This is a genomic window from Nodularia spumigena CCY9414 (assembly GCF_000340565.2).
Taxonomy (GTDB): Bacteria; Cyanobacteriota; Cyanobacteriia; order Cyanobacteriales; family Nostocaceae; genus Nodularia; species Nodularia spumigena.
Genome location: NZ_CP007203.1, coordinates 1,850,781 through 1,866,934 on the forward strand (window position 1 = coordinate 1,850,781; position 16,154 = coordinate 1,866,934).

Annotated in this window: 10 protein-coding genes; 3 read left to right on the top strand and 7 right to left on the bottom strand. The window is 37.7% G+C overall.

Going from position 1 to position 16,154, the window contains the following annotated elements:
• Positions 1-43 precede the first annotated feature (43 nt).
• Complete coding sequence (locus NSP_RS08290) at positions 44-985, top strand: class I SAM-dependent methyltransferase (RefSeq protein WP_006195623.1); 942 nt, start codon at positions 44-46, stop codon at positions 983-985.
• Between the two features lie 14 nt (positions 986-999).
• Positions 1,000-4,158, top strand: coding sequence for an FkbM family methyltransferase (locus tag NSP_RS08295; RefSeq protein ID WP_006195622.1), 3,159 nt, complete (start codon positions 1,000-1,002; stop codon positions 4,156-4,158).
• A 177-nt stretch (positions 4,159-4,335) separates the two neighbouring features.
• Here the strand turns inward: NSP_RS08295 and NSP_RS08300 are convergent, their stop codons facing one another.
• The 7 genes from NSP_RS08300 to NSP_RS08325 all read right to left on the bottom strand — a co-directional run bounded on the left by NSP_RS08300 (position 4,336) and on the right by NSP_RS08325 (position 14,948).
• Positions 4,336-6,567, bottom strand: coding sequence for an O-linked N-acetylglucosamine transferase, SPINDLY family protein (locus NSP_RS08300; protein ID WP_006195621.1), 2,232 nt, complete (start codon positions 6,565-6,567; stop codon positions 4,336-4,338).
• The gene (locus tag NSP_RS08305) at positions 6,567-6,752 is read right to left on the bottom strand and encodes a hypothetical protein (protein WP_017803979.1); all 186 of its coding nucleotides are present in this window, start codon (positions 6,750-6,752) and stop codon (positions 6,567-6,569) included. Before NSP_RS08305 ends, NSP_RS08300 begins: the two co-directional genes overlap by 1 nt.
• 480 nt (positions 6,753-7,232) lie before the next feature.
• The gene (locus tag NSP_RS08310; RefSeq protein ID WP_006195619.1) at positions 7,233-9,422 is read right to left on the bottom strand and encodes an O-linked N-acetylglucosamine transferase, SPINDLY family protein; all 2,190 of its coding nucleotides are present in this window, start codon (positions 9,420-9,422) and stop codon (positions 7,233-7,235) included.
• A 188-nt stretch (positions 9,423-9,610) separates the two neighbouring features.
• Positions 9,611-10,138 carry a type IV pilin-like G/H family protein gene (locus NSP_RS08315; protein ID WP_006195618.1) on the bottom strand — a complete coding sequence of 176 codons (528 nt, stop codon included), beginning with the start codon at positions 10,136-10,138 and terminating at the stop codon, positions 9,611-9,613.
• A gap of 98 nt (positions 10,139-10,236) precedes the next feature.
• Complete coding sequence (locus tag NSP_RS26780; protein WP_157133646.1) at positions 10,237-10,398, bottom strand: hypothetical protein; 162 nt, start codon at positions 10,396-10,398, stop codon at positions 10,237-10,239.
• Between the two features lie 1,779 nt (positions 10,399-12,177).
• The gene (locus NSP_RS08320; RefSeq protein WP_006195617.1) at positions 12,178-13,500 is read right to left on the bottom strand and encodes a class I SAM-dependent methyltransferase; all 1,323 of its coding nucleotides are present in this window, start codon (positions 13,498-13,500) and stop codon (positions 12,178-12,180) included.
• A 122-nt stretch (positions 13,501-13,622) separates the two neighbouring features.
• Complete coding sequence (locus tag NSP_RS08325) at positions 13,623-14,948, bottom strand: class I SAM-dependent methyltransferase (protein WP_006195616.1); 1,326 nt, start codon at positions 14,946-14,948, stop codon at positions 13,623-13,625.
• A 296-nt stretch (positions 14,949-15,244) separates the two neighbouring features.
• Here NSP_RS08325 and NSP_RS08330 point away from each other — a divergent pair, with 296 nt between their 5' ends.
• Positions 15,245-16,030: an Rpn family recombination-promoting nuclease/putative transposase gene (locus NSP_RS08330; RefSeq protein ID WP_006195614.1), complete on the top strand. Its 786-nt coding sequence runs from the start codon at positions 15,245-15,247 to the stop codon at positions 16,028-16,030.
• The last annotated feature ends 124 nt before the right edge of the window (positions 16,031-16,154 follow it).

Consider the following 16,154-nt stretch of genomic DNA (forward strand, 5'->3'; position numbering starts at 1 on the left):
TGATCAACACAAACTTGATAACATAAAATAACAAATTAACACTATGGATAATTCTAAATCATCGACATCATCAAAATTTATTTGTGTAGACTTAGGTTGTGGAATTCATAAAACCGAAGGTTTTATAGGTGTAGATGTTTTTGCTATTGATAATGTTGATGTCGTTGCGGATCTTAATGGGCATTTTCCATTTCCTGATAATAGTATTGATCTAGTAAAAGCTCATAATATAATTGAACATTTGCCTGATAGAATACATACCATGAACGAAATATGGAGAATTTTAAAACCAGGTGGAATAGTTGATATTAGTGTACCATCAACCGATGGAAGGGGAGCATTTCAAGATCCTACCCATGTAAGTTTTTGGAATGTCAATTCTTTTATGTATTACTCCAATCAGCATCCAGCGTATTTGAACCTTTGTAAAACCTATGGATTTAAAGGAGAGTATAATATTATTGACATTAAAGATGAAAGAAACCTTGATCAAGTCCAAGTGTATACCTTGTTGAGAGCAATTAAATCAGATGAAAGTAATTATCCGCTAAATTTAACAAATATTAATTTAATTATACTCCCAGATTGGAATCAATCTATGGAAGTAATATTTAAACAGTTGGTAAATGTATGTCAAACCATAATTGATCATCCTAAAAATAAAGATATCACCTTACTAATCGATACCCACAATACAAATATAGAAGATGCACAATTTTTACTAGCAGATGTCTTATTAAATCTTTGCTATAAGAAAAATATAGCAGCCAATGATAATAATTCCCCAGAATTTAATTTATTAAACGTAAGCTCATTGGAAGAATATAAAGGTTTGTTACCAGTTTTGTCCTCTAGAATTGTTTTCGAGGGTGAAAACCAAGAATTCATTAAACAAATAGGATTAGGAAATTTACCTTTTTGTAATTTAGCAGAATTAAGTAATAATCCTCTTGATATATCTGGTTTATCTATTCCGCATCATTAAAAAAGTAAAATTTTATGAGTACATGGCAATTAAGCATCCCCGTCGCCCTTATTTTTTTCCATCGCACTGATACCACTCAGAGAATATTTGAAGCTATTCGTGAAGCACAACCACCGACATTATTAGTTATTTGTGATGCTCCAAGAACTGATAAAGAAGGAGAAGCAGAAAAATGTGCGGCTACTAGAGCAATTATTAATCAAGTTGACTGGGAATGTGAAGTTTTAACTAATTACTCTGATGTTAATTTGGGTCCACGGAAACGAATTAGTAGTGGAATAGATTGGGTTTTTGAGCAGGTAGAAGAGGCTATTATCCTAGAACATGATTGTTTACCTCATCCTACTTTTTTTCGTTACTGTGAAGAATTATTAGAAAAATATCGTGATAATGAAAATATCATGATTATTTCTGGTAATAACTTACAATTTGGTAGAAAAAGAACCGAAGATAGTTATTATTTTTCTCGCTATAGTCATATTTGGGGTTGGGCAACTTGGCGCAGAGCATGGAATAAATATGACGTTTCAATAGAAATATGGGATTCTTTAAAAGAAAGCTCTTGGCTTCATAACTTTTTGCAGAATGAACAAGCAACTATGTACTGGTCAAGGAGATTTGATCATGTTTTAAATGGGTTTAATACATGGGATTACAGTTTACTTTTTAGTCTGTGGATTAATGAAGGATTATGTATTTTACCTGAAGTAAATTTAGTTTCAAATATCGGCTTTGGGGCAAATGCAGAGAATTGTAAAGATACGTCCAGTCCTCTGGCAAATATGAAAGCAGAACCAATAAAGTTTCCTCTTAAACATCCTCCTACTGTAACTAGAAATATAGAGGCTGATGATTTTACAGAACAATATATCTTTAGTGGAGGTAGTAAAAATTCTAAACTTACCTTTATTTCCTATGCTCAAAATTTTGAAGATGTTTTACTAAATCGTGTATTTAAATATAAAACGCGAGGTTTTTATATTGATGTTGGAGCTTTACATCCAACTTTTGATTCAGTAACCAAAGCTTTTTATGATCGTGGATGGTCAGGAATAAATATAGAGCCAATCAAAGAATACCATAATTTATTTCAGCAACAACGCCCAAGAGATATTAATCTGAATATTGCTCTCAGTAATTTAGAAGGCAAACTAGATTTTTTTCAAGTAGTAGGACAACCTGGGAACTCTACTTTAAATAAAGAAATAGCTTATGAAATAGCGAAAGAAAAAGATTTAGATGTTTCTCAATATACAGTTTCTGTAAAAACTTTAGCGTCAATTTGCAAAGAGTACGTTAATCAGAAAATTGATTTTCTCAAAATTGATGTTGAAGGTTTAGAAGAAGATGTGATTTTAAGTGGTAACTGGGAAATATTTAGACCAACGGTATTAGTAATAGAAACAACTCAACCAAACACTAACATTCGTTGTAAAAATAATATTCCTCAGATTTTAACAGACAAAGGTTATAAACACGTATTTTTTGATGGAATTAATGATTATTATATAGCCGCAGAATCAGAAAATTTGGCAAAGCATTTTGCTTACCCAGTCAATATTTTAGATTTTTATGTAAATTATAGATTTGTAGAACAACAAAGGCAAATCAATGAATTAAATAGAATACTAAATTCAAAAAATAATTCAATACCAACGATTCAGACTACTAATCTTCAGTCGGTTCAGTCAGAGAATATAAATTTCTTGAAACCAACTATTCTCATTGATGGTGTATTTTTCCAACTATATAATACAGGAATTGCTAGAGTTTGGCGCAGTCTCTTAGAACAATGGGCAAACACCGATTTTGCTCAACATATATTAGTCTTAGATAGAGCCAATACTGCACCCAAAATTCCTGGTATTCGCTATCGGACAATTCACCCCTACGACTATAATAATAGCGAAGCTGATAAACAGATACTTCAACAAATCTGTGAAGAAGAACAAGCAAAATTATTTATTTCCACCTACTACACCACCCCCATTGATACCCCTTCCGTATTCATGGCTTATGACATGATACCCGAAGTCTTAGGAGGTAACTTAAATGAACCTATGTGGCGTGAAAAACATAACGCAATTAAACACGCCTCTGCTTATATTTCTATTTCTGAACATACAGCTAAAGACTTAAGTAAACTTTTCTCTGATATACCCTTAGAATCAATTAATGTTGCTCATTGTGGTGTAGCTGATCATTTTTCTCCTGCTTCCCAAAACGAAATCAACACCTTTAAACATAAATATGGCATCAGTAAACCCTATTTTCTCTTAGGTGGTTTACGAGGATATAAAAACTCAATTCTCTTTTTCCAAGCCTTCAGCCAATTAGCCAATAAACAAGGTTTTGATATAGTCGCCACAGGTGCAGGTAGCCAATTACCTCCAGAATGGCGACAATATACAGCAGGCTGTACTTTTCATAGCTTGCAATTAACCGATGAAGAATTAAGACTAGCTTATTCTGGTGCTGTAGCCCTGGTTTATCCTTCCAAATATGAAGGGTTTGGAATGCCGATAATTGAAGCAATGGCTTGTGCTTGTCCTGTAATTACTTGTCCTAACGCCTCAATTCCCGAAGTTGGAGGAGAAGCAGTAATATATGTCAATGATGATGATGTCATAGCATTAGCTGATGCTTTATGTGAAGTACAAAAGCCCAGTTTAAGAAATGTTTTAATTAATGCCGGATTAGCACAGGCTAAAAAGTTCTCATGGACAAACATGGCGGAAATTGTCAGTACAGCTTTAGTTGATGCAACTTTGCTGTATTTGAATCTCAGGGACATTAACTATATCATTTTCCCAGATTGGACGCAACCAGAGGATGAACTGGGCTTAGAGTTACAACAGGTAATTCAAACATTAGCCACTCATCCTGAAAGTGAAAAAATTACCCTGATTATTAACGTAGGTAATATTGCTACCGAGGATGCAGAAATGTTTTTATCTAGTGTCGCCATGAATTTATTAATGATGGAAGATTTAGATATTAGTGATAGTATCAATATTTCCCTCATTCCAGAATTAGCAAATATGCAATGGCAATGTTTATTACCTCGCATTCATAGCAAAATAATTTTAAATCATGAAGATGCAACTGCATTCAAATCAGCACCAGTTAGCAATTTAAACAATTTGCCAATAGATAACCTCATCCCATCCTGATACAAAAACCTATACTTTTAACTCCCCTCTCCTTGACAAGGTGAGGGGTTGGGGGTGGGGTAATTTACATGACATTTTACCCCCCTTAATCCCCCTTAATCCCTCCTTAGTCAGGAGGGAAACTAGAAAATTAACTCCCCTCTCCTTTACAAGGGGAGGGGTTGGGGGTGGGGTAATTCATCCCGAATGCTCGTTCACATATATTTCCCACATCTGGCGATATGCGTTTTCCATCTCACGGGTAAACTGTTCACCATTCCATAAAGGAGCAGTTTTTTTACCTTGTCTTAATTTCCAAGAAATTTGTTGTCGTAAATTTTCATCCTTACCCAAACGTACTCCCCATTCCACATATTCCTCATCACTCCACGCTATACCTTCTGTAATCCCAGCATTAATCATCATGGTATAACTATTACGGGCTGCAAATTGTTGTCCGACTTTCGTAACTAAGGGAATTTCTCGCCACAGCGTTTCTAAAGTGGTGGTGGCTCCATTATAGGGATACGTATCTAACACCACATCCGCAAGGCTCAGATTGGCTCTATGAATGGCTTCTGATGACACCAAAGGTAAAAACCGGAAACGATTAAAATCCACATTTTGAGATTTTGCCAAATCGAGATAAAATTTCTCAGAAGCTTGTTCATCAGCTTCTCCTTTAATCAGCAAATAACTATTCGGTACTTCCTTGATAATTGCAATTTGTAATTTTGCATGGTCTAAGTGACGTTTATAACCTTTTTGAGTCACAAAATAAACAACAGCGTCTTCAGGTATATCTAATTGTTCTCTTCTGAGGGTTGGGGTATTCACCTCAAAGCCATCAACAGCGACGTAGGTTTGAGGTAAACGCCAAATTTTCTCTTGGTAGTAGTCTTGAGCATTTTCGGGAAGCACATACTCGTCAGCAATAAAATAGTCAATAGTTGATAAACCCGTAGCATCCCAACCCAACCAAGTAACTTGAATGGGCGCAGGTTTAATGGCTAATATTTCCCCAACAAAATCAAAAGTTAAACTATCTAAATCCACTAAAATATCAATACCATCTGCATGAATTTGTTGCACAGCTTCATACTTTTGTGACAATTGATAACTATAGGATTGGTCAGATTTTTCTCTAAACCACTCTTGCAAATTATGGTTATTTTCAGTCGGTAAAAGTATATAAGTATAAATTTGAAATTCTTCCCGATTATGATAATTAAATAACCAGCGAGCAATCCAACCTACTGAATGCTCTCTCAAACAATGAGAAATATAGCCAATTTTCAAAACTTTCTTTGCTACTGCATTATGACCGGGCGGACAACGATATTGATTAATTATATTTTCGGCATAAATTTCTATATTTTGCCGATATAACTTCATTAAATCATTTTGCAAAGGGCGGATGGTAGCAGGTTCGTCTCGAAAATAGGGAAAAAAGAAGATAGAATTAAACAGACGTAACACAGAAATTTTTTGCTGAATTACAGGAAATTGTTTAATCACCTCCGTAATCAGTTCTTGCTGTTTGTTTATAGCTGTACAAGCTTCATCCCAATATCCTGTAGAATTCATTAATGATCTAATTAATATGCCATTAGCAAATATTTGTTTGGGTAAAGTTTCCGAACATAAAATCAACTTTCTGGCGGCATTAATTTCTTCAGCATATTGTCTAGACCTGTTGTATGCTGTAGTTAATTGCAACCATATCTCTGCTTCTTCAGGAGCTATGGATAATAAAATTTTCAGTACCTGGGCTGCATAACTATTTCCAGAAAAAACAGTCATGATTTTTACAGCACCAGAAATAACAATATAAAGAAACTCACTCACCTGAACACCGCGTTTTTTGATGATATCGGTGAAGATTTGCAGTAAATCTAAGGTATAGTCGGCAAAGGGTGTAAATTCTAAAATATCTTGTGTAACTTGGACAATTAAATTAACTTCGATTTCCTGACTCTCAGTAGTTAATTCTAGAACTTCCTGAATATTTAACTCTACAAAATCTTCATCATCTAATATTTCTAATTGCAGGGCTAAATGAAAAATAGCTAATAAATTATTAATATCTGTGGGGTTGATGCTTCTGAGATGTTGGCGAATTGTCCAAGCTAATTGCTTTTGCTGTAATTGCTCTTGGCGTTGTGCTTCTGATAGCAATATTTGACTCAGTTCCCATGTCCACAAATCAATCTGCTGGAAATCATCAGTTTCACCCATACCTAACAACCAGGTGAGGGGCGCTTGTTCTTCCTCACCTTGTAACAGCAGACATAAACCCAAATACCAATAATAAACCTTAATTTGTGGTTCTGTGGCAATGGCTTCTTCAAAGTAACTCGCTGCTGTGAGATAATCACCTTGGAGAATATATTGATAGCCTTGTTCAACTTTCACAGATTGATGATTCATTATTTTAATTCTTGTTTGTACTGTTCCCAAGTCAGAGTACCATTAATTTTTGCATCTTCTAATTCTGCTATTGCATCTTTAATATCCTCTTCATCTTCACATTCAGGGGAAACCGGAAAATCAACCCCCCTTAATCCCCCCTTAGTAAGGAGGGAAACCGGAAAATCAACTCCCCTCTCCTTCATAAGGAGAGGGGTTGGGGGTGAGGTAATAGACTCTGGTAAACACATTGAAATATGACTTTTATCTAAAGTGGTAAGCGGTAATTTACATGAAATTTTACCCCCCTTAATCCCCCCTTAGTAAGGAGGGAGACAAGAAAAGAAAACCCCCCTTAATCCCCCCTTAGTAAGGAGGGAGACAAGAAAATCAACTCCCCTCTCCTTCACAAGGAGAGGGGTTGGGGGTGAGGTAATAGACTCTGGTAAACACATTGAAATATGACTTTTATCTAAAGTGGTAAGCGGTAATTTACATGAAATTTTACCCCCCTTAATCCCCCCTTAGTAAGGAGGGAGACAAGAAAATCAACCCCCCTTAATCCCCCCTTAGTAAGGAGGGAGACAAGAAAAGAAAACCCCCCTTAATCCCCCCTTAGTAAGCAGGGAAACCGGAAAATCAACTCCCCTCTCCTTCACAAGGAGAGGGGTTGGGGGTGAGGTAATTCACGTAACATATTTTTCCCACATCTGCTGATATGCTTTCTCCATCTCCCGCGCAAACTGCTTACCATTCCATAAAGGTGAGGTTTGTCTTGACTGTCGCAGTTTCCAAGCTATTTGTTGTCTTAATTTTTCATCTTTACCCAACCTCACACCCCACTCAACATATTCCTCATCACTCCTAGCTAAACCTTCTGTAACTCCTACATTCATCATCATGGTATAACTATTCCGGGCTGCAAATTGCTCTCCCACTCTGGTGACTAAGGGGATACCCATCCATAATGTTTCTAGGGTGGTGGTTGCACCATTGTAGGGATAGGTATCTAATACTACATCTGCAATGGCTAAGTTGGCGCGATGTTCGGTGTCTGTTGGTACAGAAGGTAAAAATCTGAAACATTCTAAGTCTACACCTTCGGCTTCAGCTATTGGGGTAATAAAGTCTTTTAAATCTTGATGATTAGTTCGATGACTTTTGAGCAGAAAATAACTATTAGGGACTTGTTTGATAATTTGCATTTGTAACCGGATATTCTGAGGATTACGTTTTAATCCGGTTTGGGAACTAAAATAAACAATTGCATCTTCAGGAATATCTAACGATTCTCTGCTGATAGTTGGTGTTCCCACAACAAAACCATCAATACCAATATAGTTTTGCGGTAGTCGCCAAATCTTTTCGGTGTAATAATCTTGTGCTGACTCTGGTAAAACATAGTTATCAGCAATAAAATAATCAACTGTGGGGAAACCTGTTGCATCATACCCTAACCAACTCACTTGAATGGGGGCGGGTTTAAAGGCTAGAATACAACAACTACCATAGGAAGTTAAACTATCTAAATCAACTAAAATATCTATTTCATCTTGATTAATTTTGTCTGCTGTTCCTAGCATAGAGAGAGATTCTTGATGATAATGATCTGCAAATTCTCTTTGATAAGCTTGTTGTAAAGGATCTTGGGAACTTTCGCGCAAAGAATATAAATAAATATCAAATTTCTGCCGATTATGATACTTTAATAACCACCAAGCTAAGAAACCCACAGAATGACTCCGAAAACATTCTGATAAATAGCCTATTCTTAAAGGACGTTCACTCAAAGACGGACGAGGTGAGTTAAAACGTTTTTGATAGGTATTAACTTCTGTGGAAAAATTTTTCCAGAGCAGTTGTTGACATAAAGCAGCTAATCCATTGCGAATTAATCTATTTTCTCGTGGATTATCTTCCATGTATAGTAAAAAAGAACCAACTGATAAAACTCCTAGTAATTTTTCACTGGTTTTTTGACTGGTAACAACTTTAGATAAAAATAGTTTATATTTTTGGTAAATTTCTCTTGATTTTTCCCAACTCTGACAAGCAGTTAATAATGCTTCCAGTAAATGTTGACTACCAATAACTTGATCTATTGATTCTTGACTAAGTGCTAAATATTTTTCAGCCCAATCAATAGACTCTTTGAGATAATCTCCTCTGAGACTTTGCAGCGCCGGGATAATTTTGCTGATATGCTCTAAATTATCTGGTTCTAAATCAAGGGCGAGTTTAGCAAAATAAATGGAAATATGATACTGAGAACATCGATAATAGGCTTCTGCTTTTCCTGTAATTAATTTAATAATAGTTTGAGAAGTTGATAAATAAGGAATAAATACTTTTACCAGTTGCTCGACAATAGGTGGAGGACTAACTGGATTAAGATGAACTAACTTTTCAATCACTAGAATTAATAAATTTTCCTCAAAAACAGGGGGTTCTGTGAGTTGAGATATAATTTCAATTAATTGATAAATATTTGGTTCTAGATCCTCAATGTTTAAGTCAATATCTAGCTCGATTATTTTTAAAAGATTATTAATATCATCAGGGATAAATTCTCTGAGGTGTTGACGAATTACCCAGCCTAGTTGATAGTGAGAATTTGACTCTTGTTCTTGAGCCGCATTTAATAAAATTTCTGTTAATTGTTGCAACCATTGTTCTGACTCTGGTTCTCCTAGTTCCAGAAATGGAGTCATCCATGTAATTTGGGCTTCTTCTTCTCTGTTCTCTAATAAGAAGGCTAATCCTAAATACCAATAATTAGTAAGTTCTTGGGGATTTTTAGTAATATTTTGTTCATATTCTTCAATAGTTAATAAGGTTTGAGTTGCAGAAATTTGATTATCTAACTGGGTAGTCATGATTAAAAACCTGGAACTTGTTGACAATTTATTACCAAGGAAGTGTGAACCTGAATTGAAAGAAGCTGAAAATAAACAGCAATGTAGGGATTAACTCTTGTTAACCCCTACTTTATCTAAAAAATTATATATAAAATGCCAAATGCTTTTCAATTCATCCAGCATTTTTAATAACAAAGAATGAGATGTTACTTCATTGGTTCGGATTCACCAGTACACGCAGCAGGGGTTGTACCACCCACTAGGTCTACAGTAGGAGGAGCATCACCAACGGCTTTTGTCTGACAAGCAGCAGCAGAAGTTTGTCCAGAGGTGAGAATTACAACACCACCAGAAAAGCTCTTGAGAGACTGTGTATCCTTAGTTTGTGCAGTGAATAGAGCTTTTTCGCTATTGGTTGCTACTGGTGCATCGATCGCATACTTATAGTTAACAGTCTCTGAAGGAGTACCAATCTCTAGAGTCACCAGATCAGAAGCAAAGGTGGGATATTCAATTCGGTAAGCTTGTTGCGCTCTGTTGACTGCACCAACGTAGCTCTTAGCTTCAGATTGTTTAGCTTTTGCAGCTTGGTTCAAGAAAGAAGGTAGAGCGATAGCGGAAAGAATACCAATGATGATGATTACAACCAACAATTCAATCAGAGTAAAACCTGATTCGTCTTTCTTTTTGTTGAGGATGTGTTGGAGGAACTTGGCTTTTAATTCAGTTTTCATAGTAGGTAGTTTCCCGGTGATGTAAAGTGTTTTCCCTTTCTAGATATAACTTACCCACACTTGAACAATTTCATATCACCCCCAGCAAAAATTTTTTTTTAGGTTCCAGTTTCCAGCAGTGAAATGCTCAATAATTTCCGCCAAAACCAATGAATGTCGGTTGGGTTCTTCGCGTCAGCGTTGCGGAGCAAGGAAGGAAACCCAACTTGACGAGTCGTGATGCGTAAAGCCGCCGTTATGGGGGGTAGTGCGTCAAGCAATATTTAGATCCTGGAATTACCCCCCTTAATTCTCCCTTTCTCAGGGGGTTAACAGCTAGTTAGTGTTTTACTAACAAAAGATAACAGATGCTGATTCACTGAAAAACCTGCCTGTCTCTAGAAAATTTTCAGACTTTCAGCCCCTAAGCAGTGCTATTATTGATACATATTTTAGGTGATAACCAAGCCTAAATACACCAATAGTAGGGTGAGATACACCCAATCTTAAAGCCTGTGGACTAGACAGTGCCGACACTTCTAGGGTGAAGCAGGAAGAAAAAGTTGGCTCTTGTTAGCATTAGTTAGCTTTTTTGTATCGGAGATCAGAAGTTGGGTTTCCCATAACCTCAACATTTACCATTTTGTTGGTGCTAGGTGCTTCCTATTCCCATGTTTTCAGAACTACACAGATAAAGAACCTCACCCCCAGCCCCTCTCCTTAGTAAGGAGAGGGGAGTTTTTCAGGGGAAACTTAGGAGAGGGGAGTTTTTCAGGGGAAACTTAGGAGAGGGGAGTTTTTCAGGGGAAACTTAGGAGAGGGGAGTTTTTCAGGGGAAACTTAGGAGCGGGGAGTTTTTCAGGGGAAACTTAGGAGCGGGGAGTTTTTCAGGGGAAACTTAGGAGCGGGGAGTTTTTCAGGGGAAACTTAGGAGCGGGGAGTTTTTCAGGGGAAACTTAGGAGCGGGGAGTTTTTCAGGGGAAACTTAGGAGAGGGGTGATTTTCAGGGGAAACTTAGGAGAGGGGAGTTTTTCAGGGGAAACTTAGGAGAGGGGTGATTTTCAGGGGAAACTTAGGAGAGGGGTGATTTTCAGGGGAAACTTAGGAGAGGGGAGTTTTTCAGGGGAAACTTAGGAGAGGGGAGTTTTTCAGGGGAAACTTAGGAGAGGGGAGTTTTTCAGGGGAAACTTAGGAGAGGGGAGTTTTTCAGGGGAAACTTAGGAGCGGGGTGATTTTCAGGGGAAACTTAGGAGCGGGGTGATTTTCAGGGGAAACTTAGGAGAGGGGAGTTTTTCAGGGGAAACTTAGGAGAGGGGAGTTTTTCAGGGGAAACTTAGGAGAGGGGAGTTTTTCAGGGGAAACTTAGGAGCGGGGAGTTTTTCAGGGGAAACTTAGGAGCGGGGAGTTTTTCAGGGGAAACTTAGGAGAGGGGAGTTTTTCAGGGAAAATTTAGGAGCGGGGTGATTTTCAGGGAAAATTTAGGAGCGGGGAGTTTTTCAGGGAAAATTTAGGAGCGGGGAGTTTTTCAGGGGAAACTCAGGATAGGGGTGATTGTAAAGGGCTGGGTGAGCAAGTCCTAAGTTGACAATTTCATAGACAAAACTATACTTATATTGACAAAAATCAATATATATTTTAGGAAAAAATCAACTACTTGATATATAATACGGTGATATCAAGTATTGAATTGAGACTATTGCCGACGCGAAAACCAAGCAATGATGGTGGTAGTCTTTTTCAGAAACTTAATTGGAACACAATCGCGTCTGGCTAAGGCGTGAAAGTCTACTGAGGGATAACTGCTCTCATGCTCCCGTTGAAGTAGAAAGTAAAGTCTAGTTTTGTCTAGGTTTTATATAGCAGGTTTCCCCCAGTCATAATTAATGGTGGGTTACGCTCCGCTAACCCACCCTACAAAATTTAGCTCATGTTTTCTCATGCTCCCCTCTCCTTGCTAAGGAGAGGGGCTGGGGGTGAGGTTCTTTATGTTCGTTAATACATCAGGGGGGACTAGAAGCCCACCCCACAATATGGATAGTTAATTGATTTCTGGGAAATCCCTAACGCTCTAACATGAGATAACCAAGGCTTTCTAAGCTGGTGAGCAACTGTTTGACTATATTGAAGTCTACTTCTAACTCTGTAGGCTGTAAAGTCACAGGGTCGAGGGGGCGAAATTGTCGCCAACGCTCTACTAGAGACATCATCGGTTGGGGTTGCTCTAATAAAGGTATTAAGCAAGATGCTGTGGAGCTATCTATATTAATTGACCCTGAGACAAGGGATAAATGTTCACTGATGGAAAATGCCCGAACTTCTCGCACACAAGCAATGAGTTGTTCTTGAAATTGGGGAGTTTTTAACTGGGGACAAAGATGGACTGTAGCACCTTGCCAATCGGCATCAGTCCATTCTGTAACTGGTAGAATATCTAAAGGCGGCTGAGGATGACCACACCAAAAATCCAACAGTCGATGAACAGGATTGAACAGTTCATACAAATGTAAGCTTTCTTCTTGAGAGATATCAGGTAAACTCATAGCCAGAAAACTGGGTAAATTATCTGGTTGTTGGAATAAGTCGAGTAATTGCCACTGTCGCCAGTTGACCATACTGATAAACTCTAAGTCAGAGTCTGCCAAAGCCGAGAACATTTCCGGGACGGTGTAACCTTTATCTCCTTGCAATAAATAATTCATTAAAATTATTTCTTCGCCCTCCTCCTTTTCAAAATTAGATTTCCATGTTTTAGCTTTGAGTTCCACATTATCTTTCAACGCCTTCATGGTTTCGCTAACAATTTCCACTTCCATTTCTCCTGGGTTTCCTTCCGTTAATCCCATCATGGCGAAGAGTTTTTGAGCGCGGAAATAATTGCCTCTCTGAAGTGAGCTATGTAAATTAGTGCGAATAATCCCATCTGGCTTTAAAACTGCTTGCATGGCTTTCAAACCAACAGTTATATCAGGGAGAAGATACAGCAGTTCATCACAGTTAATATAATCAAATTTTTGATTGAGTTTTGGTAAATCTTCCAGAGATAAAACATGAAACTCTGCATTATCTAATCCATAATATTCTAACCGTTGTCTCGCTAATTTTACAGATTCGGCTGAGATATCCACGCCGAAAATTTTCGCCCCTGGGTTAGCTTCTGCCAACATCAAAGATTTATAACCACTGCCACAGCCAGCATCTAAAATCACTTTGCCTGGACTATCAATAACTTTTTGGTTTCTTAAGTAATAAGCATTAACTAAGCTATGAATATAAAGTTGCTTAGGTTGCGTTTTAGGTGATTTTTCCAGGGGAATGCGGGGATAGGGGGAACTATCAAACTGCTGGCGAATTTTTTCAAATAAATCAGATGCGATATCTACCATGAGATGTTCTCCTGATACTCAAATATGGGTGATGAATGGAATTTTTAGCTGTAGCTCAGTGGTTATAGTTGTATTGTTCCCTACTGTGGCAATTTTGAACACAGTCAAGGAGAAATTAGGAATTATGCACGCTCTAACATGAGATAACCAAAACTTTCTAGCTGGATGACCAGCTGTTGCACTATCTCAAAAGCTGTTTCTAACTCTGTAGGCTGTAAAGTCACAGGGTCGAGGGGGCGAAATTGTCGCCAACGCTCTACCAGAGCCATCATCGGCTGGGGTTGCTCTAACAATGGTATTAAGCAAGATGCTGTGGAACTATCTATATTAATTGACCCTGGGACAAGGGATAAATGTTGACTAAGGGGAAATGGCCGAACTTCTCGCACACAAGCAATGAGTTGTTCTTGAAACTGGGGAGTTTTTAACTGGGGACAAAGATGGACTGTAGCACCTTGCCAATCGGCATCAGTCCATTCTGTAACTGGTAAAATATCTAAAGGCGGCTGAGGATGACCACACCAAAAATCCAACAGTCGATTAACAGGATTTAACAGTTCATACAAATGTAAGCTTTCTTCTTGAGAGATATCAGGTAAACTCATAGCCAGAAAACTGGGTAAATTATCTGGTTGTTGAAATAAATCGAGTAATTGCCACTGTCGCCAGTTGAGCATACTGATAAACTCTAGGTGAGAGTCTACTAAAGCCGAGAACATTTCCGGGACGGTGTAACCTTTATCTCCCTGCAATAAATAATTCATTAAAATCTTTTCTTCCCCCTCTGGGGTAGCATAGAAAGGTTGCCAAGTTCTCGCTTTCAATTGCACATCATTTTTCAAAGCCATGATGGTTTCTCGGACAATTTCCACTTCCAATTCTCCGGGAGTTCCCCCCATTAATCCCATGAGTGTGAAGGCTTTTTGGGCGCGGAAAACATTAGTTCTGCCGAATACACTATGTAAATTAGTGCGGATAATGCCATCTGGTTTTAAAACTGCTTGCATAGCTTTTAAACCAACATTTATATCAGGCAGTAAATACAACAACTCATCACAGTTAATATAATCAAATTGTTGATTGAGGCTGGGCAATTCTTCCAAAGCTAAAACATGAAATTCTGCATTGTCAAAGCCATGATAATCTAACCGTTCTCTGGCTAATTTTACGGACTCTGGGGAAATATCAAAGCCGACAATTTTCGCCCCTGGGTTAGCTTCTGCCAACATTAAAGATTTATAACCACTGCCACAGCCAGCATCTAAAATCAGTTTACCTTGAGTATCAATAACTTTTTGGTTTCTTAAGTAATAAGCATTGACTAAACTATGAATATACAGTTTATCGGTTTCATTTTTCGGTGATTTCTCCAGAGGTTGACGGGGATAGGGAGAACTATCAAAGCGCTGGCGCATGATTTCTAATAAGTCAGATGCTATATTTACCATGAGATTTTCTCCTGATGCTCAATTTTGGGGTGTGAATTTAATTTTTCGCCGGGGCTAGGTGCTTACACCAGTTTTAGTATTCCCAAAATTTCAGATTTTTAACACAGCACAACAGCAATAGGTGAAGATAATGCGGGGAATCACAAAGGAATGAACCCCGCCTACGTACATAAGGGCGGGCAAGATGCCCACCCCACAAGATTTATGATATTAAGGTGTATGCTTTATTTACTTGCAAAGTCCTGTATTTTGTATTGAAATAGAAGAAGCTGCAAAGTTGACCATTACTAGCATCAATGAAAACAGATGTAATCTTTTATGAACTGATTAAGGAACTACCTCAAATATTTTTTGAACTTATTGAAAAACCTGATACTAATCCTAATATTTACACATTCACTGCACCGGAAGTGAAACAACAATCATTTCGGTTAGATGGGGTATTTTCCCCACGGGAGGGATTTGAAAATGAACCTTTATATTTTGTGGAGTTGCAAACCTACAAAGATGAAGAATTCTACGAACGGCTTTTTGGGGAAATTTTTGTTTATTTTCGGCAATATCAACCAGCTAACTCAGATTGGTATGCAATTGTAATTTACGATAAACGCATTCATGAAAGCCCACCTCATCCCCGTTATCGGGTTTTAATAGAACAACATCTACGCTGCATTTATCTGAATGAACTTTCTACTCAAGCTGAATCTTCTTTGGGGATAGGAATTGCTAAACTATTTGTAGAAACACCTAAAAAAGCTCCTGACTTAGCCCAACAGCTAATCACTCAGGCTAGGGAGAATTTACCTGATGAAAATCTACAAAAGAAAGTGCTAGCATTTATCCAAGCCATTGTATTTTATAAGTTTCCCACTCTCGCTTTAGAGGAAATTGAAGCCATGCTTGATTTAGATGAATTCAAAAATACTCGACTGTACCAAAGTCTTTTACAAAAGACAGAAGTAGAAACAAAATTAAAATTAACCTCAAAATGTGTTGAGAGAGGAATGAGCATTCAAGAAATAGCGGAATTTTTAGAAGTAGATGCTGAAATCATTAGAAAACATCTGCAACAACAGTCATAGAGAATGTTTTCTCGTATTCCCTTCTCCTGAGCAACCAGAGGGGCTGGGGGTGAGGTTCTTTATATGTGCCACCTCACCCCTGGTCATAATTAATGGTGGGTTACGCTGCGCTAACCCACCCTAC

Coding starts and splice junctions, on each gene's coding strand:
- NSP_RS08300 (WP_006195621.1), bottom strand. CDS start 6,567: ATGAATCATCAATCTGTGAAAGTTGAACAAGGCTATCAATATATTCTC.
- NSP_RS08310 (WP_006195619.1), bottom strand. CDS start 9,422: ATGACTACCCAGTTAGATAATCAAATTTCTGCAACTCAAACCTTATTA.
- NSP_RS08330 (WP_006195614.1), top strand. CDS start 15,245: ATGAAAACAGATGTAATCTTTTATGAACTGATTAAGGAACTACCTCAA.
- NSP_RS08295 (WP_006195622.1), top strand. CDS start 1,000: ATGAGTACATGGCAATTAAGCATCCCCGTCGCCCTTATTTTTTTCCAT.
- NSP_RS08305 (WP_017803979.1), bottom strand. CDS start 6,752: ATGAAGGAGAGGGGAGTTGATTTTCCGGTTTCCCTCCTTACTAAGGGG.
- NSP_RS08290 (WP_006195623.1), top strand. CDS start 44: ATGGATAATTCTAAATCATCGACATCATCAAAATTTATTTGTGTAGAC.
- NSP_RS08320 (WP_006195617.1), bottom strand. CDS start 13,500: ATGGTAGATATCGCATCTGATTTATTTGAAAAAATTCGCCAGCAGTTT.
- NSP_RS08325 (WP_006195616.1), bottom strand. CDS start 14,948: ATGGTAAATATAGCATCTGACTTATTAGAAATCATGCGCCAGCGCTTT.
- NSP_RS08315 (WP_006195618.1), bottom strand. CDS start 10,138: ATGAAAACTGAATTAAAAGCCAAGTTCCTCCAACACATCCTCAACAAA.